The 21537-nt window shown below is 30.4% G+C and carries 20 protein-coding genes; 6 read left to right on the top strand and 14 right to left on the bottom strand.

The features are described 5' to 3' along the window. Positions 1-2: 2 nt before the first annotated feature. From Q1A15_RS03375 to rnpA, 3 genes are read right to left on the bottom strand one after another with little or no spacing between them, the layout of a single operon-like run. Positions 3-1682, bottom strand: coding sequence for a hypothetical protein (locus Q1A15_RS03375; RefSeq protein WP_299618766.1), 1680 nt, complete (start codon positions 1680-1682; stop codon positions 3-5). 8 nt (positions 1683-1690) lie between these two features. After that, a complete protein-coding gene (locus Q1A15_RS03370; protein ID WP_299618763.1) occupies positions 1691-3313 on the bottom strand; it encodes a S41 family peptidase in 1623 nt (540 codons plus the stop codon). Further along, on the bottom strand, positions 3303-3686 hold the full coding sequence (gene rnpA / locus Q1A15_RS03365; protein ID WP_299618760.1) for a ribonuclease P protein component: 384 nt from the start codon (positions 3684-3686) through the stop codon (positions 3303-3305). Before rnpA ends, Q1A15_RS03370 begins: the two co-directional genes overlap by 11 nt. Positions 3687-3756: 70 nt before the next feature. Between rnpA and Q1A15_RS03360 the strand changes: the two genes are divergently transcribed. After that, a complete protein-coding gene (locus Q1A15_RS03360; RefSeq protein ID WP_299618757.1) occupies positions 3757-4935 on the top strand; it encodes an acyl-CoA dehydrogenase family protein in 1179 nt (392 codons plus the stop codon). Positions 4936-5788: 853 nt separating this feature from the next. Here the strand turns inward: Q1A15_RS03360 and Q1A15_RS03355 are convergent. The 5 genes from Q1A15_RS03355 to Q1A15_RS03335 form a co-directional block, all read right to left on the bottom strand. Next, positions 5789-6466 carry a response regulator transcription factor gene (locus tag Q1A15_RS03355; protein WP_299618754.1) on the bottom strand — a complete coding sequence of 226 codons (678 nt, stop codon included), beginning with the start codon at positions 6464-6466 and terminating at the stop codon, positions 5789-5791. Next, entirely contained in the window at positions 6466-7482 is a 1017-nt protein-coding gene (locus tag Q1A15_RS03350; protein ID WP_299618751.1) for a histidine kinase, read from the bottom strand. Before Q1A15_RS03350 ends, Q1A15_RS03355 begins: the two co-directional genes overlap by 1 nt. Next, entirely contained in the window at positions 7482-8135 is a 654-nt protein-coding gene (locus tag Q1A15_RS03345) for a hypothetical protein (protein WP_299618748.1), read from the bottom strand. Before Q1A15_RS03345 ends, Q1A15_RS03350 begins: the two co-directional genes overlap by 1 nt. A gap of 284 nt (positions 8136-8419) precedes the next feature. After that, entirely contained in the window at positions 8420-9034 is a 615-nt protein-coding gene (locus Q1A15_RS03340) for an FAD-dependent oxidoreductase (RefSeq protein WP_299618745.1), read from the bottom strand. A gap of 2 nt (positions 9035-9036) precedes the next feature. Then, the gene (locus tag Q1A15_RS03335) at positions 9037-9618 is read right to left on the bottom strand and encodes a MarC family protein (RefSeq protein ID WP_299618742.1); all 582 of its coding nucleotides are present in this window, start codon (positions 9616-9618) and stop codon (positions 9037-9039) included. A gap of 94 nt (positions 9619-9712) precedes the next feature. Here Q1A15_RS03335 and Q1A15_RS03330 point away from each other — a divergent pair, with 94 nt between their 5' ends. Next, the gene (locus Q1A15_RS03330) at positions 9713-10279 is read left to right on the top strand and encodes a DUF3109 family protein (protein ID WP_299618738.1); all 567 of its coding nucleotides are present in this window, start codon (positions 9713-9715) and stop codon (positions 10277-10279) included. A 13-nt stretch (positions 10280-10292) separates the two neighbouring features. Here Q1A15_RS03330 and Q1A15_RS03325 read toward each other — a convergent pair whose 3' ends face one another. Next, positions 10293-11012 carry a tetratricopeptide repeat protein gene (locus Q1A15_RS03325; RefSeq protein WP_299618735.1) on the bottom strand — a complete coding sequence of 240 codons (720 nt, stop codon included), beginning with the start codon at positions 11010-11012 and terminating at the stop codon, positions 10293-10295. Then, complete coding sequence (locus Q1A15_RS03320; protein ID WP_299618732.1) at positions 11005-11550, bottom strand: sigma-70 family RNA polymerase sigma factor; 546 nt, start codon at positions 11548-11550, stop codon at positions 11005-11007. The genes Q1A15_RS03325 and Q1A15_RS03320 overlap by 8 nt, the downstream gene beginning before the upstream one ends. Before the next feature lie 107 nt (positions 11551-11657). On the opposite strand from Q1A15_RS03320, the gene Q1A15_RS03315 reads away from it, so the two are divergent. Continuing rightward, on the top strand, positions 11658-12422 hold the full coding sequence (locus tag Q1A15_RS03315) for a DUF4412 domain-containing protein (RefSeq protein ID WP_299618729.1): 765 nt from the start codon (positions 11658-11660) through the stop codon (positions 12420-12422). Between the two features lie 78 nt (positions 12423-12500). On the opposite strand, the gene Q1A15_RS03310 is transcribed toward Q1A15_RS03315, so the two are convergent. Continuing rightward, the gene (locus tag Q1A15_RS03310) at positions 12501-13835 is read right to left on the bottom strand and encodes a deoxyguanosinetriphosphate triphosphohydrolase (protein ID WP_299618727.1); all 1335 of its coding nucleotides are present in this window, start codon (positions 13833-13835) and stop codon (positions 12501-12503) included. A 152-nt stretch (positions 13836-13987) separates the two neighbouring features. On the opposite strand from Q1A15_RS03310, the gene Q1A15_RS03305 reads away from it, so the two are divergent. Next, positions 13988-14512 (top strand): type II toxin-antitoxin system antitoxin SocA domain-containing protein, encoded by a 525-nt coding sequence (locus tag Q1A15_RS03305; RefSeq protein WP_299618724.1) that lies wholly within the window; start codon positions 13988-13990, stop codon positions 14510-14512. Beyond that, the gene (locus tag Q1A15_RS03300; RefSeq protein ID WP_299618721.1) at positions 14505-14837 is read left to right on the top strand and encodes a hypothetical protein; all 333 of its coding nucleotides are present in this window, start codon (positions 14505-14507) and stop codon (positions 14835-14837) included. The genes Q1A15_RS03305 and Q1A15_RS03300 overlap by 8 nt, the downstream gene beginning before the upstream one ends. 60 nt (positions 14838-14897) lie before the next feature. Here Q1A15_RS03300 and Q1A15_RS03295 read toward each other — a convergent pair whose 3' ends face one another. The 3 genes from Q1A15_RS03295 to trxA form a co-directional block, all read right to left on the bottom strand. Next, positions 14898-17291, bottom strand: a complete 2394-nt coding sequence (locus Q1A15_RS03295) for a ribonucleoside-diphosphate reductase subunit alpha (protein WP_299618718.1) — start codon at positions 17289-17291, stop codon at positions 14898-14900. A 90-nt stretch (positions 17292-17381) separates the two neighbouring features. Next, positions 17382-18353, bottom strand: a complete 972-nt coding sequence (locus tag Q1A15_RS03290; RefSeq protein ID WP_299618715.1) for a ribonucleotide-diphosphate reductase subunit beta — start codon at positions 18351-18353, stop codon at positions 17382-17384. A gap of 494 nt (positions 18354-18847) precedes the next feature. Beyond that, positions 18848-19207 carry a thioredoxin gene (trxA, locus tag Q1A15_RS03285; protein WP_299618712.1) on the bottom strand — a complete coding sequence of 120 codons (360 nt, stop codon included), beginning with the start codon at positions 19205-19207 and terminating at the stop codon, positions 18848-18850. A 148-nt stretch (positions 19208-19355) separates the two neighbouring features. Between trxA and Q1A15_RS03280 the strand changes: the two genes are divergently transcribed. Then, positions 19356-21509, top strand: a complete 2154-nt coding sequence (locus tag Q1A15_RS03280; protein WP_299618709.1) for a prolyl oligopeptidase family serine peptidase — start codon at positions 19356-19358, stop codon at positions 21507-21509. Positions 21510-21537 lie beyond the last annotated feature (28 nt).

Here is a 21537-nt window from a genome sequence, read left to right as displayed (position 1 = left end):
GATTAGTCTTTTAAAATTTGTTCTAATATTTTCTGTGTAATCGCATAAGTTGGTGTTACACCACTCATACCTAATCCTCCTGAAGCTAATGTAGCTCCTGTTTCTAAAGGATTATCTGAAGCGTAATACGCATATCTTACTTTAACATCTTCTCCAATGTTTCCTCTAATTTTAGAAGCAGATTGAATTGCTTTTTGATAGTGAGCTCCTTCCATTTCTAAACCGATTACATCCCAAGTAGAATCGTGAAAGAACTTTAAAAGATCTTTATTTTGTAACGATGTTCCTAAAACAGTAACCATAGCTCCATCAAAAACTTCAACACCAAAACCTTCTAAATCTTCTTTTTCTAATTCGTTTTTGAAAGGATAGTTATCTGCAGTTCCTTCAAAGATATGAGAAGAAGGTATCATAATATCTCCTTTTCCACCTTCTAAAATTCCTGCTTTACCCATTATTGAAACCGATTTCACATCAATATGAATTACTTCATTATTGCATTTATATGGTTTTAATAACTCATCCATTGTTTCATACGCTTGCTCTCCAAAAGCATAATCCATAACAATAATTACGGGTTTTTGTGAAGAGGTTGGCGATGTAAATCCAGAATTTTCGAACTCTACTTTTTCTGTATCAATTATCTGAACATTAATGTTTGTTCCACTTTTATCCTTAAGATAGAACAATCCGTTTTCAGAAGCATAATTTTTTACAGTAGTTTGTAATGGTTTACTGTTAGCATTACTTAATAACTCATATAAACCGAAACCTTCATTTTTACTGTTCTCTTCTGGTAATGCATTTTTAGCATATAACGTGTTTAAAACACTATGCATATTTGCGCTAATAATGTGAATTGGTCTTTCGATTAAGTTGTTTTCTAATAAAACCTGCTTAATGTCATTAGCCCAAATTTCTCCATGATAATGACGTCCTATTTCTTCTGATAAAACAGAACTAAAACGAATAGATCGTTTCTTATCATAAAGTTCTTCATTAATAGCTAATTTACCCATCCAGTAAATTAAGTGGAAGAATCGATGTGGATTTTCTGCTGTTGTGTAAGTATTGTGTGCGTTATATACTTCCTCGTAAGTTCTTCCTAGAATACTTCCTAAATGAGCAATTAAAACATCTTTCTCTTCATTAGAAAGTGTTTTGTTATTTAGTACAGTATCTTCTAAATTTTGCCATTCTCTGGTTGTTTTCTTTCCATCACTTATTAAAACACGATCTTTAATTTTGTGTGATTCAATAAATAAGAAAGTAAGGTGTGTTAGAATATCGTAAATATCAGATCTTCCTCGTGTGATCTCAATATTCATTTGATCTTTATCAATTCTATAACAATTTCTTCTTCGCTTAGGAGGAATTATTGTTTTAAAGTTTGAATTTCTATAGCCTTCATCTCCAGTAAGGTTGATAAACTGACATTCTTCGATTCCTTCTGGTAACCTTTCTATAATATAATTTAAACCATTAAGTTCGGTTTTATCTTCTGCGATAGAACCATAAATTTCTGGTCTTAGTGATAATAATGATTTTCTAAGTGCTTCTCCTGAAACTCCCATAGGTTTATAAAACCCACGACTAAATAAGTGACGCATAGAAATATAAAGTCTTTCTATTGCATTTGTAGATTCTTGCGCTCTTGTTCTCTCTTTATATATTTTCGACATATAACTTTTTAGCTGTTTCCTAATATTTTATTGTATTTCGATTGATTGTTTAATAAATCAACTGCTTGCTTTATCGTCGGATCATTTTTTAAATGATATTGATAAACTCCTTTTTTGTAAAAATATTGCTGTAAAATTTCATCTTGAATTTTCTCTAGCAATACATCTTTATTTTTATCTATTTGCTGAACTTTATCGTCTTTAATTTTACTCATTAGTAAACTATAATCCGAAGAAACATTTTTCTTGTTCTTTAGTTTTTTATAAGCATCTTTAAAAAGTTTTTCTTGTTCTGTAACAAATGCTGTGTCTTTTGTTTTTAAGTAAGTTTTAAATCTTGCAAAATCTTTAAAAGAAAAAGAATTAATATCTGATGTAGGATTTGCTCTTACATAGTCTGTTGCAAAATTAAAAATCGCTCTAGATGCTAAAAGCTTTTCAGTTTCTTCAGTTTTCTTTGAAATGTCAATCTTAACATCTGGAGTTACACCTCCGCCATCGTAAACAACTCTACCGTTTTCAGTTTTAAAAGAACCTACTTGTCCGTCAGAAAATTTAGGAACTTCTCCTGTTTTCCAATCACGGTTTGCATAGTCTAATTCTTGAATACATCTTCCACTAGGAGTATAATATTTTGAAATAGTTGCTTTCATTTGTGTTCCATACGGTAAATCAAAGTAACGTTGTACTAATCCTTTTCCATACGAACGCTCTCCTAAAACAACAGCACGATCGTAATCTTGTAAAGCTCCTGAAACAATTTCAGATGCTGATGCAGATCTTCCGTTGATTAAAATTACTACAGGCATGTTTTCGTCTAAAGCATCTTGACTAGTGGTATAGCTTCTAGAGTTTTTTCTTGTTTTACCTCTAGTGTCTACAACTCTTTTTCCTTTTGGAATGAATAGGTTGGTAATGTTTACAGCATCAAATAAAGAACCTCCAGGATTACTTCTTAAATCGAAAACTAGTTTTTTCATGCCTTTTTCCTTCAGAGTGTTGATTGCATTTAAAACACCATCAGTAGATTTTTTTACTGTGAACTGAGTTAAAATAACATATCCGGTATCTTCATTAATCATTTCAAAATAAGGAACAGGATTATCGATGATTTTATCTAACTCTAAATTGAAATTTAAAGTTTTCGATCCTCTTTTTATAGTCAACGAAACTGGTGTTCCTGGTATGCCTTTTAAAACTTGAGATAAGTTTTCATTATCAAGACCTTCAAGTTTTTGATTATTTACATTTATAATAACATCACCAGCTTTTAAACCAATTTTATCAGCAGGAAATCCTTCTTTAATTGTACGAATAGTAATTCCTTGTTTAGAATACCAAGAAGAAATCCCAATACCACCATATTCACCTTCACGTCTAATTTTAGCATCTTCAACTTGTTGCTCGTTATAGAAGCGTGTATACGGATCTAAATTTTCTAACGTATTGTTTATTGCTTTAGTTGTGATTTCTCCTGGATTGATTTCATTGATATAATCAATATTCAATGTTTTATATAAACTGTTGTAAATTTCAATTTGTTTTGCAATCTCAAAAAAACGAGATTGAAAAGAAAAAGAAAGAATAACTACAACACTTGTAAGCAGAAGTATAATTTTTTTATTTCTCATCTTCAGAAATTTTTTCGGTAAACTTTACTAATAATTTCTCCATCGAGGATTTTAAGTTTGCAAATTGCCTCTCTTCTTTTGCAAGATAAGAAATCATAAATACATATGGTTTATCAACTTCCGAATACACTATATTTTTTTGTAAACGATAACTTTCTCTTAATAAACGTTTGATTTTATTTCGGTCTACTGCTTTTTTAAAGTTTCTTTTAGGAACAGAAACGCCAAATTGAACAGGAGCATTTGAAGTATGCTCTGTTTGTAAATACACCATTCTAAGAGGATAAACTTTAATAGAATTTCCTTCTGAAAATAACCGTGCAATTATTTTTCTACTCTTTAAACGTTCTTGCTTTCCTAAGGTAAATTTCATTAGGACAAACATACGCAAAGAAAGCGTAATATCTGTTTTTTTAGCTATTTTTGAATAAAGCAAAACGAATATGAAACCCGATCTTTTTCAAGCACCAGATTATTATTTAGTTGACGATTTATTATCAGATGAACATAAACTAGTTAGAGATACAGCTCGTAACTGGGTAAAAAAGGAGTTGTCTCCAATAATAGAGGATTATGCTCAAAAATCTGAATTCCCGACACAATTAATAAATGGTTTAGCTGAGGTCGGAGCTTTTGGTTCTTATATTCCATCAGCATATGGTGGTGCAGGATTAGATCAAATATCATATGGTTTAATTATGCAAGAGTTAGAAAGAGGAGATAGTGGAATTCGATCTACAGCTTCTGTTCAAACATCTTTGGTAATGGGACCAATTTATAATTACGGTTCTGAAGAACAACGAAAAAAATATTTACCAAAATTAGCTTCTGGAGAATGGATTGGAAGTTTTGGTTTAACAGAACCAAATCATGGATCTAATCCTGGTGGAATGGAAACGAAGTTTAAAGATATGGGTGATCATTATCTTTTAAATGGAGCTAAAATGTGGATTTCTAATTCTCCAATTTGTGATGTTGCTGTTGTTTGGGCAAAAAATGAAGAAGGAAGGATTCATGGTTTAATTGTAGAGCGAGGTATGGAAGGTTTTACAACACCAGAAACTAAAAACAAGTGGTCTTTACGAGCATCGATAACTGGTGAGTTAATATTTCATGATGTAAAAGTTCCTAAAGAAAATATTTTACCAAATAAATCTGGTTTAGGAGCTCCGTTAAAATGTTTAGATCATGCACGTTATGGTATTGCTTGGGGAGCTATCGGTGCAGCAATGGACTGTTACGATACAGCTTTAAGATATGCTAAGGAAAGAACTCAGTTTGGAAAACCAATCGGGCAATTTCAATTACAACAAAAGAAATTAGCTGAAATGATTACCGAAATTACAAAAGCTCAACTTATGGCTTGGCGATTAGGTGTTTTAAAAAATGAAGGAAAAGCAACTTCTGCTCAAATTTCTATGGCTAAACGAAATAATGTAGAAATGGCATTGAAAATAGCAAGAGAATCTAGACAGATTTTGGGTGCTATGGGAATCTCTGGAGAGTATTCAATTATGAGACATTCAATGAATCTAGAAAGTGTAATTACCTATGAAGGAACGCATGATGTTCATTTATTAATCACAGGTTTAGATATTACAGGATTAAACGCATTTAAATAAAAAAAGGCTGCCCAAATCCCCAAGGCAGCCTTCTTTCAGTTTAACTAATGTTGTATAGCATAGCTGGCCCCTTCTCCAAGTCTGCTAAGTGTTTTAGTAATCTCGTTAAAAACATTAGTTAATCGTCTTAATAACCCTTCAAATTGTTTCATTTTTATGTTCCCTTTATATGTTTGTAATCTGATAGTAATACAACGCAGATATAAAACACCCTACGGTTTAAAGAGAAAAATTTTGAAAAGCTATCGTTTTTATCCGATAGCTTTTACTTTTTTAGTTTGGTTTTCTAGTGTTGTAAAGCATAACTAGCTCCTTTACCCCACTCTTTTAAAGCAACAAGAAAACGCTTGATTACGATTCTTGTTTTCTTAATTAAAAGTTTCCCCATGATGTTAATTTTTAAAATAATCCCTAAACTTGTTATTAAATAATAACACTACAAAGATACTAGCAAAGACAAGGTTTGTACAAGGGGAAAACCGCAACTAAAGGTGTAAATTTCCGTAATACTTTACAGCGTTTTTCCTGTAGCTATAAAATAAAAGAACCACCTCTAAAGGTGGTTCTTTTATTTGGCTTATGTATCGGGGGGATACGTCAATTTAATTAATGTCTTAGTGTTGTAAAGCGTAACTTGCTCCTTTTGCACATTCACTTAAATTTTCTACAAATAGCTTAGTAAGTCTATTAAGTTTTAAAAGTAATAATTTTCCCATATTGTTAATCGTGTAAATAATCCCTAAATGTTTATGTAATAAATAATTACACTACAAATGTAAGACGGCTTTTTTGTTTTTTAAAAGGGATATCCGCAAAATGAAATGTGGTTTTCCGTAAGTTGTTATAAAACAGGTTAATAACTGTTTAGTTTGTTGGTGAAATTAGATTTATATTTTTGACCAATAGGAATTTTATTTTCTTGTATTAAAATATGATTTCCTTCTATGACATCTATTTTTTGAAAATTAATCACATACGATTTATGAACTTGAATGAATTTGTTTTTAGGTAATCGTTCTATTAAAGAACTAAGTTTACTATATGTAATTAGAAAATTTGAATTATGGTATACCTTAACATAATCGCCAAGTGAATTAATAAATAAGATGTCATCAAAGTTTATAAGATGTAGTTTTTTATCTGCTTTTAAAAGGAGCTTGTCTCCATTTTGAGTTAGAATGTCTTTGGCTTTGTTTACTGCAACTAAAAAACGATCGAAAGAAAAAGGTTTTAATAAATAATCGGTTGCATTTACTTCAAAACCTTCTACAGCATATTCAGAATATGCAGTCGTAAATATTACTAGAGGCGGTTCTTTTAAAGATTTGTAGAATTCTAAACCAGATATTAAAGGCATATTAATGTCTAAAAAAAGCAAATCTATTTTTTCTTCTTCCAACACTTTTTTTGCTTCTATAGCATGATTGCATACTTTTTTTAAAACTAAATAATCTACACTTTCTACAAATTGTTCTAATACATTTTGAGAAGAAGGTTCATCATCTATAATAATACAATTGATCTTTTTCATTAGAGTTCTATTTTTAATGATACATTAAAGTTAGAGTTTTTGTTTTCTATATTCAGGCTATGTTTTTTAGGAAATAAAATATGTAAATGATGTTTTACATTTTGCAAACCAATACCTGAATATTCTTTTGTTGAAGAAGTAGGAATAAAGTTGTTTTGAACAGTGAATGTTAATATGCGATTTTCTTCAGCTAAATTTATTTTTACAAAGGGTTGCTCAATTCCGCTTTTAATACCGTGTTTAAATGCATTTTCAATTAAAGGCAGTAAAAGCATAGGTGGAATATCAATATCTTGTTCAATTGAATGATTAAAAACAACCGTTGCATCAGAAACTGTTCGATGTTTTTCAAAATCAATATAATTGTTAATTAACTCTATTTCTTTGCTGAGTGATATTTTTTCATTTTCAATATCATACACACCATACCTCAAAATATCTGAAAGTTGTAAAATAGCTTTTGTAGTTTCATCTTTTTTATTGATCGAGAGTGAGTACAATACATTTAAAGCATTAAATAAAAAATGTGGATTGATTTGATTTTTTAAAACTGATAATTCTAACTGCAAAGCTGCTTTTTCTTTCTGATTAAAATAAATCCAATCTTCAGCAAGCTTAACAAAAACAGCAAAAAAAACTCCTGTTATGAAAAGTAAAACGGTGTGTGATTTTTTCAGATAAGAGATAAAAAAGAAATCAGGAAAAATAAGATCAATAAATTTATTGTGAAAAGAAAGGTTTAAGAAAGCAAATAATAGGGTAGAGGCAATTACCGCAAAAACAAAAAGTACGTTTTTCTCTCTTTTTAAAAATTTAGGAATAAAATAATATAGCGCTAAAGTAACAGGAGGAATTAATGTGATTAAATAACTTACAGTGTATATTAAATCAATTTTTTGAACCGGATAGTCTGAAAAAATAAACAGGAGAACACCGAAAAAGAACAACCACAATATAGTATTGAAAGTAACTATATTGTGTCTGCTCCAGATATTATAAATGTTGTTTAATTTCATTAACTTTTCTTTAAAGTAAACTTTGTTTCAGTTTCCCATTTTTTGGCAGATGATGAAACCATATACTTTTTTAAAAATTGTTGTAATTCTTCTGAGGTTGCGGTTAATAAGATATCATCTTTTAATATTCCAATTTTTTTATGCTTAATTTTTATTTTTTGTTTTTCAAATAAATCTTTTAATCGTTTCTCATCAAACCACTTAATACTTACATTTCCATTATCTAAAATATCTAGTTTAACTAATGAATGAGTATAAACTATATGGTATTTTAATAATCTACTAAGATTGCCTTTTTCATTATCAAAAGGAATAAAATCTAAAAAATATTGACCGTTGATTTTGAATGGAGTAGCAAGAAAAATAGAAGTTTGCTTTCTAGTTTTGTATTCAACAAAATAAGAATTTCTATACTCTTTGCTTAGCAAGTCGTTTTGTTTTTTAGTTTCTTCTGAAGCATCTTTATTTTCTTCAGAAATAACAAGTTTTGCATCTACAATTTTCCATGTATCGTTATAGTTATCCTTCCATTCACCTACAAAATCTTTAGTAAATTCTATAGTGTCTTTTGTGTAAAAAGGATTTAAAGATTTTACGATACAAGAGTTAAAAATAACTAGGCTTAAAATTAATATTACATGTTTCGTTTTCATAATACTCAAATTTATATTTATTTGATTCAAAAGAACAGCAGAAGGTGAAGAAATAAAACTTTTTTCGATGAACACTATTGTTTTCTGGTCAAACATTTTGATTTTTTTCAAAATCAAATCTAAAGTCAATAATATCTACGCTTAAGTCTTCTATTTAAACACTAAAGAATTTTAAAGATTAATGCTTCGGAGTTGCGGTTATATTTGAGCTAGGATTAAAATAACGTTGTTCGGGGGGATAAATTTATTTTTAATCCAGGTATTGAAAAAAGGCTGAATAGTAATTATTCAGCCTTTATTTTGTCGTGTACTTTTGTAGAAATGTTATCATTCCACAAAGTGAGAATATCTGTAGCTACGGAAGCTCCACTTCCGGCAGCAATAGCATATTGACTTCGCCATCCAGCAATTGTTCCGCATACATATAATCCGTCTTTTATAAGGTGATTGAAGTTTCGTAACTGAATACGATCTTTCATTGGATTTGCGCGTGAATGTTTTTCAATATACTGTTCTAAACCAGCTATGTTAAAAGGTTTAGCGTAGTTTAAAGCGATTACAACACTTTTTGAAAAGTATTCTTGTTTATTCGTGATAATTTTAAATCCATTTTCATCATCAAGAACAGCTTCTACTTTTTCTCCATTAATTTGATTCACATGAGGATAAAGTTCATGAAGTTGATCTTTTCCCATTTGAAGAATATCTTTACCTAGAGCTCCTGGTTCTAATCCTAAAACATTATTAAATAATGCATTTTGAAGATGCGAACTTCTTTGATGCATAATTATGCCTATGTTTTTTCCTTCAGCAAACCATTTATCTTTTGCAGAACCTAAAACTAAAGCACATTGCATTCCTGCTACACCACCACCAATAATTAAAACATCAAAAATCATATTTAGGCTAGTAACATTTTAATATTTGCAGCAAATAATTTTACAGCGATTGCAAGTAATATTACACCAAAAATCTTTCTAATAATTGCGATTCCGTTTTTACCGATTAAACGCTCAATTCTAGCAGAAGTTTTTAATACTGCGTAAATAACAATAACGTTTAATAAAACAGCTATGATGATATTCATTAATTGAAATTCTGCACGAAGTGATAATAACGTAGTTAAACTACCCGGACCAGCAATTAAAGGAAAGGCTAAAGGAAATACTGTAGCATTTAAAGCTTGGTCTTCTTCTTCTTTGTACAACGTAATACCAAGAATCATTTCAAGAGCAATAAAGAATAAAATAAACGAACCAGCAACGGCAAAAGAATTTACATCTATTCCAATAAGACTAAGTAAACGTTGTCCTACAAACAGGAATAAAATCATAATTAAACCAGCGATAATCGAAGCTTTTTCAGATTGAATATGTCCAACTTTTTTACGTAAATCAATAATAATTGGAATGTTTCCAACAATATCAATAACCGCAAAAAGTACCATAAACGCTGTAAATACTTCATTTAAATTAAAGTTCATAACTGATATTTTTTAGTTAAACATTTTTTAAAAAAACGGCAAAAGTATGTATTAATGGAATTAAATGTAGTAAAAATAAGTTTATTTTTGCGCTATGTTTCAATTAGGAAAAACCATAGTTTCAGAAGATATTATAGAAAAGGAGTTTGTTTGTAACTTGTCTGCATGCAAAGGAGCTTGTTGTGTAGAAGGAGAAGCAGGTGCTCCTTTAGATAAAGAGGAAACAAAAATTTTAGAAGAAATATATTCTAAAGTTAAACCATTTCTTCGTGAAGAAGGTATTGCTGCAATAGAATCGCAAGGAACTTGGATTACAAGTGATTTTGGTGAATTAGAAACACCATTAGTAAATCACGCCGAGTGTGCTTATGTAATTTTTGACGAAAAGAACACAGCTTTGTGTGCCATTGAAGAGGCCTATAATAAAGGCTTGGTAGATTGGAAAAAACCAATTTCTTGTCATTTATATCCAGTTCGAGTAAAAGATTATTCTGAGTTTTCAGCAGTAAATTATCATAAATGGGAAATTTGTGACGACGCTTGCTCATTAGGAAAAGAGTTAGAAGTTCCTATCTATAAATTCGTTAAAGAAGCTTTAATACGAAAGTTCGGTAAAAACTGGTACATGGAATTGGAAAAATTTGCAGCTGAGCGCAAATAATCTCTTTTGTAGTTTACAAGTTTTTCAAAATTTCCTGAACTTCTTTTTGTTTAAAAGAATCTAGTTTTTCTAGTTTCTTAAAGTAATCTTTAGCAGCTGATTTATCATTTAATTTCAGGTAACTTAAACCTAAATACCAATACGCTTTATCGTTAAAAGCTGAAGGGGTTTTTAAGTAGTTTTCTAGATTTAAGATAGCTTCTTTTGGATTATTTAAAGAAAGTAAACAGTTGGCTTTATATAACAATAAGTGATTGTTTTTTGTTTCTGAATACGCTTTTTCAAATAGAGTTAAAGCTTCTTGATATTTTTCACTTTCATAATTTAAAAAAGCCTGATATTCTATGGTTTCTGAAGCTTCACCTCTAACAATAGGTTGAATTACATTAGTGTACGGACTATAATATTCTTGAAATAATTCTTCGTTGGAATCATTACTGTTGAGTAATAAATAAGCTCCAATTGAAAAAATAAGCACTACAGATGCTGCTACTTTTAGAAAAGGGAATAAACGCTTTACTTTATTTTCTTGGAAAGAGTTCTTTTCTAACGCTTGTAATTCTCTTTTGAGTGTATCTCTACTTTCTTGTACAATTGCTTGCTGAAGGTTTTGTTGAAAGTCGAATTCTTTTTTAAATTCAACATCATTAGTTAACAAATCATCAAACTCTACTTGTTCTGATTCAGATAAAGTTCCTTCAAAATATTTTTCTATGAGTATAAATTTATCCATTAACCTTAGATTTTAATTGTTTTAAACATCTTGATTTCTGACTCTTAACTACGTTTTTGTTGTCGTAATTTAAATACTCTTTTATTTCTTCTATGGTTAAATTGTTATAATAAAATAAGGTTAGTACCTCTTTACATTTTTTACCTAACAAGCTCAATGCTTTTTGAATTTGTTTCTGTTGAAGACTAACAACAGGATTAGAAAAATCTTCTACTTCTACTACATCATAATCATCTTTTACTTCGCTAGTAAACATGCTCACTTCTTTGTTTGATTTTCTGTTTTTATCAAAAATCATATACTTTCCGATACCAAATAAATATGTTTTTAAAGTACAATTTAAATTATCGGCTTTACCTTTCATTACTTGTTCTTGAAAAGCAATGATAGCATCTTGATACACATCTAAAATAACTTCTTCAGATGTACTATATTTTTTTCCAAAAACTAAAAAAGGTTTTCTATATGCTAAATAAATCTCCTTTAGTGTTTTAGAGTCTCCTTTTTTTATGTTTTGGAGTATCTCACTATCATTCATTTAGTGTCTTTTTTTTCTAAAAGTAAGCAAAATCCTGAAATTATTTTTTCAAGATTAATGTTAACCTTTTTTAAAAGTAAACATTAATTTAAAAAACAGATACTATTATGAGAGCTAAAAAAATTATTAAACTGATTTGCATTGTAGGATGTTTACTATGTGTTCCAACAAATGGAAACGCACAGTTTTGGAAAAAAGTAACGAAACGACTTCAGAATAAAGCAGAAAATAAAGCATTACAAAAAATAGATAAGAAGGCAGATGAAACAATGGAAAATGCACTAAAGAAAAAGAAGAAAAAAGCCAAAGATGTAGATGCTGTTAAATCTTATACATTTAAAGGAAGTGTTACTGTTGAGGTTACGAACGAAAAGGATGAAAAAGCGGTGTTTAATTTGCTTTTTAGTGAAGAAAAAGAAATCACTTGTATGGAAATGAATGTTGATAATTCGAGTCAGGTTTACAATGTGATTACGCCATCTAAAATTATTTCTTTTATCAATGCTGGAGGAATGAAAATTAAGAAAGAGAATTCAGCTTCTTTGGAATACGATAATTCTGATAAAATGCCAAAAGGAAATGAAGGTTTAGTAAAAACAGGAAATACAAAAACAATTTTGGGTTACAAATGTTCGGAGTATGTTTACAAAAATGACGAAGGTTATGCATCTGTTTGGTTAACTGAAAGCTTTCCTATCGAATCTAATTATGCTCCGTTATTAGGTATGACTAATCAAACAAGTATCAAAGGTTTTGTTCTTGAATTAAAATTTGAATCAAAAACTGGTGAAAAAGCATCAATTGAAGTAATTAAAATCGAAAAAGACAAAAAAACTGTAATTGATACAAGAAGTTATAAGTCTATGTTTTGATCAATTTATAGATTATGTATAATAGTTGATTTTAGTAAGCTACAAGCTTGTCATTGTAGCTTACTAATCTTGATTGTTTTACACAATATTCCCATTTACCTTCTTGTAAAGGCGAATTGCATAACCATCAGACATACTTGCGATGTAGCTGCAAATTTGCATGATTCTATCATATAAATTCTCTTTTGGATCTCTGTATTCTTCAGGAAGAAGATTCAACACCAAGTTATCGTAGTTGGATTGTTGTTGCTCATATTTATTGTTTAAAGCAGTTACAAAAACATCAAGTAAGTCAGCTATAATTTTATAACCAGAAACTTCTTTTTCGACCACTTCTTTGCTTTTGTAGATCTTTTCAATACTAATATTTATAATATCTCGTATTTGAGCTTCGTATTTACATTTATCTAGCAGAGATTTATTGAATTCACCTTCTAGAATAGCTTCTTCATTTTCTAAGAAAATTGTTACAGCTTCGCCGACTAAGGTGTTAATTGCAATTGCTCTTAAATATGCAGTTCTGTCTTTTTTATATTTTAAAGAATAGTATTTTTCTCTATTGATGTTTGCTACAAGTTTAGACATATATTCTAAAGCGTAACTTTCATCAATTAAGCCAAGATTAATTCCATCTTCAAAATCAATAATCGTATAACAAATATCATCTGCTGCTTCAACTAAATAGGCTAGAGGATGACGATAATAAGCAATTTCACTTCTTTCTTTTTTCAACATTCCTAATTCGGAAACAACATCGATAAAAGCATCTTTTTCCGATTGGAAAAATCCATACTTCTTATCTGAAATATCTTTTGACGGTTTTTTAGGAAGACTTTCTTTAGGGTATTTAATAAAGGCTCCTAATGTTGCATACGACAAACGTAATCCACCTGGAGTTCCAGATCGATCTTCAGTTACAATTTTGAAACCATTAGCATTTCCTTCGAAATCAATTAAATCTTGATATTGTTTCTCAGTTAATTGATCTTTATATGATTTACCATTTCCTGTTTTAAAATATTCGCCTATTGCTTTTTCTCCGGAATGACCGAATGGAGGATTTCCAATATCGTGCATCACAGAGGCTGCGGCAACAATAGCTCCAAAATCATTAAACGTGTAGCCTAGTTCTTTTAATTTAGGATGTTTTTCTAGTAATTCTTTTCCTACTCTTCTTCCTAATGTTCTTCCTACTACAGAAACTTCCAAACTATGGGTTAATCTAGTGTGAACAAAGTCTGTTTTTGATAACGGAATAACTTGTGTTTTGTCTTGTAAACTTCTAAATGCAGAAGAAAATATTATACGGTCAAAGTCAACTTCAAAACCTAAACGAGTTTCATCTTGTAGAATACGTTCGCGTTTTTGCGTGTCACCATAACGTTTTAAAGAAAGTAATTGCTCCCAGTTCATTTATTCTAATAAATCAATTCGAAACAAAGTTATTTAATCTTTTTTCTTTATATTAGATAAATATGACTAAACTTTAACTATTTGATTTTTAGCGACGGAAATTGTACTTTTGTACCAAAGAAATTGAAAAAGGTTAAAAATTGTCACTACATTTGTATAAACAACACAGTATTAAAGGTATGGGAACAGCTAGCTCTGTAGCTAACGAATTTATAAGTCTTTCGAAAGAGCAAAATATACCATTAACTAATATGAAATTAGTTAAGTTAATGTATATCGCTCAAGGTCTTTCATTATCTATTTTAGATAGACCTATTTTTAAAGATGACAGCATCGAAGCTTGGAAATATGGTCCTGTAGTTCCGAGTATTTATCATGAGTTCAAACATTTTAAGTCAGATCCTATTACATCTAAGTCAATGGCTTTAGAGAATGAATGGGAGAGTCCTTATGAACCAAGTTTGACCGACATGGAAGATAAAAAAATCGTTAGATTAACTTGGAATCTTTATAAAGATACTTCGTCTAAAGAATTAGTAACTTCTACTCACAGACCAGGAACTCCTTGGAGTTTAACTTATAGGTATGGAGAAAATAGGGTTATTGGTGAACGATTAATAAAAAAGTATTACGACGAATTTGTTGTGAACTTAAGAAACTATTTAAGAAGTGCATAATTCTGAATTAGACGACTTACTGAAAGGAGCTGGAGATTCGGGAGTTGATGGAAGAGAATTAGATTTTGATATTAATCTTAATCTTACTCGACAAGAAATCTCTGATAGAATACAGGATAGAAACGAACGTAAGAAATATGCATATCGTACGTTTATTTTTCTTAGTGTGTTTACTTTTTTAGTTTTAACTATTGTTTTTTTAGCAGGTTTTTCTACTCAGCTAAATTTCATACTAGACAATACTGTTTTAATTGCCTTAATAACATCTTCTTTAGCAAGTATAGTTGGTATTTTTATACTGGTAATGCGTTATTTATTTAGATAATAAAAAAAGAGAAGTCTTCCGACTCCTCTTTTGTACTCCCTTTTAATTAAATTCAAAATTTTAAGAACCACACATTAAACAATCTTCTGGTCCTTCAGCATTCTTTGAAGCTTCAACCATTGCTTTAAATTCAGCAGGACTCATTGGTTTATCTTCCTGCTCTGTGTTCTTTTCTTTTGATAATGTAAACTGAATAGCGTTTACAGCAGATTTTGTACGTAAATAGTACATTCCTGTTTTTAAACCACTTTTCCAAGCATAGAAATGCATAGAAGTTAATTTACCAAAATCAGGATCTTTCATAAATAAGTTTAAAGACTGAGATTGATCGATGAAATATCCTCTATGGCGAGCCATGTCGATAATATCTTTCATACTCATTTCCCAAACTGTTCTATATAAATCTTTAAGATCTTGTGGAATTGCGTCTATATGTTGAATAGAACCATTAGCTCTCATGATATCTTCTTTCATATCATTATTCCATAAACCTAATTCTACTAAATCTTCTAATAAGTGCTTGTTAACTACAATAAACTCACCAGATAATACTCTACGAGTATAAATGTTAGAAGTATAAGGCTCAAAAGCCTCATTGTTTCCTAATATTTGAGATGTAGATGCAGTTGGCATTGGGGCTAATAATAAAGAGTTACGAACACCATGTTCAATTACTTCATCACGTAATGATTTCCAATCCCATCTTCCGCTCAAATCTTCATCTTTAATTCCCCACATATTGTATTGGAATTCTCCTTCAGACATTGGAGATCCTTCAAATGTAGAATATGCACCTTTGTTCTTAGCGATATCTTTTGAAGAAGTTACAGCTGCGAAATATAAAGTTTCAAAAATTTCTTGATTTAATTTCTTAGCTTCTTCACTTGTAAATGGTAAACGAAGCATAATAAATGCATCAGCTAAACCTTGGATACCTAATCCAACAGGACGGTGACGTGTATTTGAGTTTTCAGCTTCTACAACAGGGTAGAAATTCTCATCAATTACAGTATCTAAGTTTCTGATTACTTTTTTAGTAACCTCAAATAATTTATCGTGATCAAAGAATTTGTTTCCGTTTTCATCTTCACCAACAAACATAGGAATCGCAATAGAAGCTAAGTTACAAACAGCAACTTCGTCTTCAGCTGTATATTCCATAATCTCTGTACAAAGATTAGAAGAACGAATTGTTCCTAAATTCTTTTGGTTCGATTTACGGTTAGCTGCATCTTTATATAACATGTATGGAGTTCCTGTCTCAATTTGAGATTCAAGAATTTTTTCCCATAACTCACGAGCTTTTATGGTTTTTCTACCTTTTCCAGCTTGTTCGTAGCTTGTGTATAAACGTTCAAACTCTTCTCCGTAAGTATCATATAAATGCGGACATTCGTGTGGACACATTAAAGTCCAATCAGCATCTTCTTGAACACGTTTCATGAATAAATCAGAAATCCACATTGCGTAGAATAAATCTCGAGCTCTCATTTCTTCTTTACCATGATTTTTCTTTAAGTCAAGAAAATCAAAAATATCAGCATGCCAAGGCTCTAAGTACATAGCGAAAGAACCTTTACGTTTTCCTCCACCTTGATCTACATAACGAGCAGTGTCGTTAAATACACGTAACATTGGTACGATACCATTTGATGTTCCGTTAGTACCAGCAATATAACTACCTGTAGCACGAATATTGTGGATAGATAAACCTATACCTCCTGCAGATTGAGAAATCTTAGCAGTTTGTTTTAATGTGTTGTAGATACCATCAATACTATCGTCTTGCATTTGTAATAAGAAACAAGAAGACATTTGTGGTTTTGGTGTACCAGAGTTAAATAATGTAGGTGTAGCGTGAGTAAAGTATTTTTTACTCATTAATTCGTATGTAGCGATAGCTTCATCAATATCTTCTTTATGGATACCAATAGAAACACGCATTAACATTTGCTGAGGACGCTCAGCAATCTGTCCGTTTAATTTTAGTAAATAAGAACGTTCTAATGTTTTAAAACCAAAGTAATCGTAATTAAAATCACGACTGTAAATAATAGTAGAGTCTAACTTATCAGCATTTTTCATGATGATTTCATAAACATCATCTGCTAATAAAGGAGCTTTTTTGTTTGTTCTTGGGTTAACGTAATTGTACAAATCAGTCATTGTTTCAGTAAATGACTTTTTTGTGTTTTTATGTAAGTTTGAAACGGCGATCCTTGCGGCTAATTTAGCGTAATCTGGATGAGCAGTTGTCATAGTTGCTGAAACTTCAGCAGCTAAATTATCTAATTCAGAGGTTGTAACCCCATCGTAAAGCCCTTCGATTACTCTCATGGCTACCTTAACCGGATCAACAATATTGTTTAATCCGTAACACATCTTTTTTACTCTTTCTGTGATTTTATCGAACATCACAGGTTCTTTTCTACCGTCTCTTTTTACTACATACATGATAATTTTTGGTTTTATATAGGTTAGTCCTAGGGAGAATACTTCCCTAAGATTTAATTGTTTTCAGATGTTTTTATATGATGTAAGCTCTTAAAAATCAGCGTCAAAACTGATTGAGCCTGTTCCCCCAGATTTTACTCCTGCCTTTTGATATTCAGACACTCTTTTTTCGAAAAAGTTGGTTTTTCCTTCAAGCGAAATCATTTCCATAAAATCGAATGGATTTGTTGCGCTATATTCTTTTTCACAACCAAACTCTAATAATAAACGGTCTGTTACAAACTCTAAATATTGAGTCATCAATTTAGCATTCATTCCTATTAAACTAACAGGTAATGATTCTGTGATAAATTCACGTTCGATGTCTAAAGCAGAAATTATAATTTCTTTAATCCTTTCTTTAGAAACTTTATTTAATAGATGATTATTGTGTAAGTGTACTGCAAAATCACAGTGCATACCTTCATCTCTCGAAATTAATTCATTAGAAAATGTTAATCCTGGTAATAATCCTCTTTTCTTTAACCAGAAAATTGAACAGAAAGATCCAGAGAAGAAAATTCCTTCAACAGCTGCGAAAGCAATTAATCTTTCAGCAAAAGAATCAGATTCTATCCATTTTAAAGCCCAGTCTGCTTTCTTTTTAATTGCAGGAAAAACTTCAATAGCTTTAAATAAATTATTTTTTTCATCATCATTCTTAATGTATGTATCTATTAATAAAGAATACGTTTCAGAATGGATGTTTTCCATCATAATTTGGAAACCGTAGAAAAATTTCGCTTCAGAGTATTGAACTTCATTTACGAAGTTTTCTGCTAAATTTTCATTTACAATTCCATCAGAAGCAGCGAAAAAAGCTAATATATGTTTAATAAAATAGCGTTCGTCGTCAGATAATTTATTGTTCCAATCATCAAGGTCTTGGTGTAGGTCTATTTCCTCAGCAGTCCAAAAACAAGCTTGTTGTTTTTTATACCATTCCCATAAATCATTATGTTGGATTGGAAAAATAACAAATCTGTCTTTATTTTCTTGTAAAATTGGTTCTAATACGGCCATTTTTGTACGTTCAAATTATATGTTAAAAAAGTTGTTGTAGGGGGGACAACAAAGATTCAAAATTTTATGAAAAAAATAAAGCCATACTTATCCACAAACTCCTTGAAGTTTTTAACAAATGGTATAATTTCTTCTAAATTTCACTAAAAAAATATTTTTTATAAATATCTGTATTATAGTTTTTTAACTTGGATGATTTCGCTCAAGTAGTTGTGTTTGTTGATATTCTTATTTTGAAAAAAATGATGAAAAAAATTACACTTTTTAATGAAGATTTTGGGCACAAAAAAAGCAACGTCTGAGAAACGTTGCTCTTGATTCCATAATTCGAATAATCCCCAATATTACGATTTATGATTGTGTAAATGTTGAATACATAAAAGTACGTCGCAAATATACATATGTTATCGTGTTCTGAATATACTTTTTGTATAAATGGTAAACTTTTTTGTGTATATGGTAAACATAATACATTAAATAATTATTAATAGATGTTATTTAGATACTTTCAAAACATCACTAATAATTTTCTCTATTTGATTTTTAGGTAAAGCTCCGTGAGCCATTTGAGGATCTTCTCCGATAGGGCAGAACAACATTGAAGGTATACTTCGAATACCAAATATTGCTGATAATTCTTGTTCTGCTTCTGTGTCTACTTTATAAATTACAACCTTATCTTTATATTCTTCACTTAGTTGTTCTAAAACTGGAGCTAACATTTTACAAGGTCCACACCAATCTGCATAAAAATCTATAATTGCAGGTAATTCACCTGAGTAATTCCACTCTTTACTTTCTTCATAGTTAAAAACTTTTGCTAGAAAAGTTTCTTTAGACAATAATTCAGTCATAATAACTCTTATTTGTGTTTTGTTGATTAGACGTTAAATGTAACAGAAATTACAAATAAAAACTATAGATGTTAAAAACATCTTAAATTGTAACAAATCGTAAGTTTTTTAATCTAATTTTGAAAACATTAACTAATCGATCTAAATAATGAAAAAAATAATTTTACCAATACTTGCGGGCTTACTGGTGGTGAGTTGTAAGCAAGAGGAATCTAAAACTAAAACAGCATTGAATTATCCAAAGACTGAAAAAGTACCAGTTGTAGATACATATTTTGAACAAGAAGTTACCGATAACTATAGATGGTTAGAAGATGATAGAAGTAAAAAAACTGAAGAGTGGGTAAAGGCAGAAAATGAAGTTACTTTCGATTACTTATCTAAAATTCCTTATCGTAATGAATTAAAAAATAGACTATCGGAATTATTAAACTATGAAAAATTGAGTGTGCCTTTTGAAAGAGGAGATTACACTTATTTTTATAAGAACGATGGATTACAGAACCATAGTGTTATGTATAGAGAAAAAGGAAATGGAGAAAAAGAGGTTTTCTTAGATCCTAATACATTTTCTAAAGATGGAACAACATCGTTGAGTAATGTGAGTTTTTCTAAAAATGGAAAAATAGTAGCATATTCAATCTCTGAAGGAGGTAGTGATTGGAGAAAAATCATCATTATGGATGTTGAGACTAAAGAGATAAAAGAAGATACTTTAGTAGATGTAAAGTTCTCTGGAATTTCTTGGAAAGGTAACGAAGGTTTCTACTATTCTAGTTACGATAAACCTAAAGGAAGTGAGTTATCTGCAAAAACAGATCAACACAAATTATACTACCACAAATTAGGAACAGCTCAAAAAACAGATAAAGTAATTTTCGGTGCTACACCAGAAGAAAAACATCGTTATGTTGGTGGTGGAGTTACAGAAGATGATCAATACTTAATTGTGTCTGCTTCAAAATCAACATCAGGAAACAGATTGTTTGTGAAAGATTTATCAAAACCAGATAGTGATTTTATTACAATATTAGATCATTTTGATAGTACAACATATTATATAGAAAACGAAGGGACAAAGTTTTTCTTTGGAACCAATTTAAATGCACCAAATCAAAAAGTTGTAACAGTAGATATTACAAACCCTACTCCAGAAAATTGGAAAGATTTTATTCCTGAAACAGAAAATGTTTTAAGACCGTCTACAGGTTCAGGATATTTCTTTGCGAGCTACATGGTTGATGCAATTTCTAAAGTATTACAATACGATTACAATGGAAAGTTAGTTAGAGAAATAAAATTACCAGGAATAGGTTCTGCTGGTGGCTTTGGTGGAGAAAAAGATGATAAAGAATTATATTTCTCTTTCGCAAACTATAAAACACCAAGATCATTTTATAAGTTCAATCCAAAAGAAGGAACGTCTGAAATGTATTGGAAGCCAAGCATTACTTTCAATCCAGATGAGTATGAAAGCAAGCAAGTTTTTTATACTTCTAAAGATGGTACAAAAGTACCAATGATTATAACTCATAAAAAAGGAATTGAGTTGAACGGTAAGAATCCAACGATCTTATATGGTTACGGTGGATTCAATATTAGTTTAACTCCAACTTTTAGTACTACAAACGCAGTTTGGATGGAGCAAGGTGGAATTTTTGCTGTACCTAATTTAAGAGGTGGAGGAGAATACGGAAAGAAATGGCACGTTGCGGGAACTAAAATGCAAAAGCAAAATGTTTTTGATGACTTTATAGCTGCTGCAGAATTCTTAATTAAAAGTAAATATACATCATCAGATTTTTTAGCTATTAGAGGAGGTTCTAATGGTGGGCTTTTAGTTGGAGCTACAATGACTCAGCGTCCTGATTTAATGAAAGTAGCTTTACCAGCGGTTGGAGTTTTAGATATGTTACGTTACCATACTTTTACTGCAGGTGCAGGTTGGGCTTACGATTACGGAACTGCTCAAGATAATAAAGAAATGTTCGAATATTTAAAAGGATATTCTCCAGTACATAACGTTAAAGAAGGTGTTGAATATCCAGCAACTTTAGTAACTACTGGAGACCATGATGATAGAGTAGTGCCTGCACATAGTTTTAAGTTTGCTGCAGAATTACAAGATAAGCATAAAGGAGACAATCCTGTTTTAATTAGAATTGAGACTGATGCAGGGCATGGAGCTGGTACTTCATTAACTAAAACAATTGAACAAACAGCAGATATTTTCGGATTTACATTATATAATATGGGCTTCGAAACATTACCATATACTCCAAAAACAAAGATTAAAGGTTAGTAAGTGTAACATTTTAACGAAAAAAGAC

Source organism: uncultured Tenacibaculum sp. (assembly GCF_947495995.1).
In the GTDB taxonomy this organism is placed as follows: domain Bacteria; phylum Bacteroidota; class Bacteroidia; order Flavobacteriales; family Flavobacteriaceae; genus Polaribacter.
The sequence above is the reverse complement of the archived record's forward strand: the minus strand, read 5'-3'. Positions and strand labels throughout refer to the sequence as shown.

What these genes read in the sequence shown, in the direction of transcription:
- Q1A15_RS03375 (WP_299618766.1), bottom strand. Translation starts at nt 1,682, where the DNA reads ATGTCGAAAATATATAAAGAGAGAACAAGAGCGCAAGAATCTACAAAT.
- Q1A15_RS03370 (WP_299618763.1), bottom strand. Translation starts at nt 3,313, where the DNA reads ATGAGAAATAAAAAAATTATACTTCTGCTTACAAGTGTTGTAGTTATT.
- rnpA (WP_299618760.1), bottom strand. Translation starts at nt 3,686, where the DNA reads ATGAAATTTACCTTAGGAAAGCAAGAACGTTTAAAGAGTAGAAAAATA.
- Q1A15_RS03360 (WP_299618757.1), top strand. Translation starts at nt 3,757, where the DNA reads ATGAAACCCGATCTTTTTCAAGCACCAGATTATTATTTAGTTGACGAT.
- Q1A15_RS03355 (WP_299618754.1), bottom strand. Translation starts at nt 6,466, where the DNA reads ATGAAAAAGATCAATTGTATTATTATAGATGATGAACCTTCTTCTCAA.
- Q1A15_RS03350 (WP_299618751.1), bottom strand. Translation starts at nt 7,482, where the DNA reads ATGAAATTAAACAACATTTATAATATCTGGAGCAGACACAATATAGTT.
- Q1A15_RS03345 (WP_299618748.1), bottom strand. Translation starts at nt 8,135, where the DNA reads ATGAAAACGAAACATGTAATATTAATTTTAAGCCTAGTTATTTTTAAC.
- Q1A15_RS03340 (WP_299618745.1), bottom strand. Translation starts at nt 9,034, where the DNA reads ATGATTTTTGATGTTTTAATTATTGGTGGTGGTGTAGCAGGAATGCAA.
- Q1A15_RS03335 (WP_299618742.1), bottom strand. Translation starts at nt 9,618, where the DNA reads ATGAACTTTAATTTAAATGAAGTATTTACAGCGTTTATGGTACTTTTT.
- Q1A15_RS03330 (WP_299618738.1), top strand. Translation starts at nt 9,713, where the DNA reads ATGTTTCAATTAGGAAAAACCATAGTTTCAGAAGATATTATAGAAAAG.
- Q1A15_RS03325 (WP_299618735.1), bottom strand. Translation starts at nt 11,012, where the DNA reads ATGGATAAATTTATACTCATAGAAAAATATTTTGAAGGAACTTTATCT.
- Q1A15_RS03320 (WP_299618732.1), bottom strand. Translation starts at nt 11,550, where the DNA reads ATGAATGATAGTGAGATACTCCAAAACATAAAAAAAGGAGACTCTAAA.
- Q1A15_RS03315 (WP_299618729.1), top strand. Translation starts at nt 11,658, where the DNA reads ATGAGAGCTAAAAAAATTATTAAACTGATTTGCATTGTAGGATGTTTA.
- Q1A15_RS03310 (WP_299618727.1), bottom strand. Translation starts at nt 13,835, where the DNA reads ATGAACTGGGAGCAATTACTTTCTTTAAAACGTTATGGTGACACGCAA.
- Q1A15_RS03295 (WP_299618718.1), bottom strand. Translation starts at nt 17,291, where the DNA reads ATGTATGTAGTAAAAAGAGACGGTAGAAAAGAACCTGTGATGTTCGAT.
- Q1A15_RS03290 (WP_299618715.1), bottom strand. Translation starts at nt 18,353, where the DNA reads ATGGCCGTATTAGAACCAATTTTACAAGAAAATAAAGACAGATTTGTT.
- trxA (WP_299618712.1), bottom strand. Translation starts at nt 19,207, where the DNA reads ATGACTGAATTATTGTCTAAAGAAACTTTTCTAGCAAAAGTTTTTAAC.
- Q1A15_RS03280 (WP_299618709.1), top strand. Translation starts at nt 19,356, where the DNA reads ATGAAAAAAATAATTTTACCAATACTTGCGGGCTTACTGGTGGTGAGT.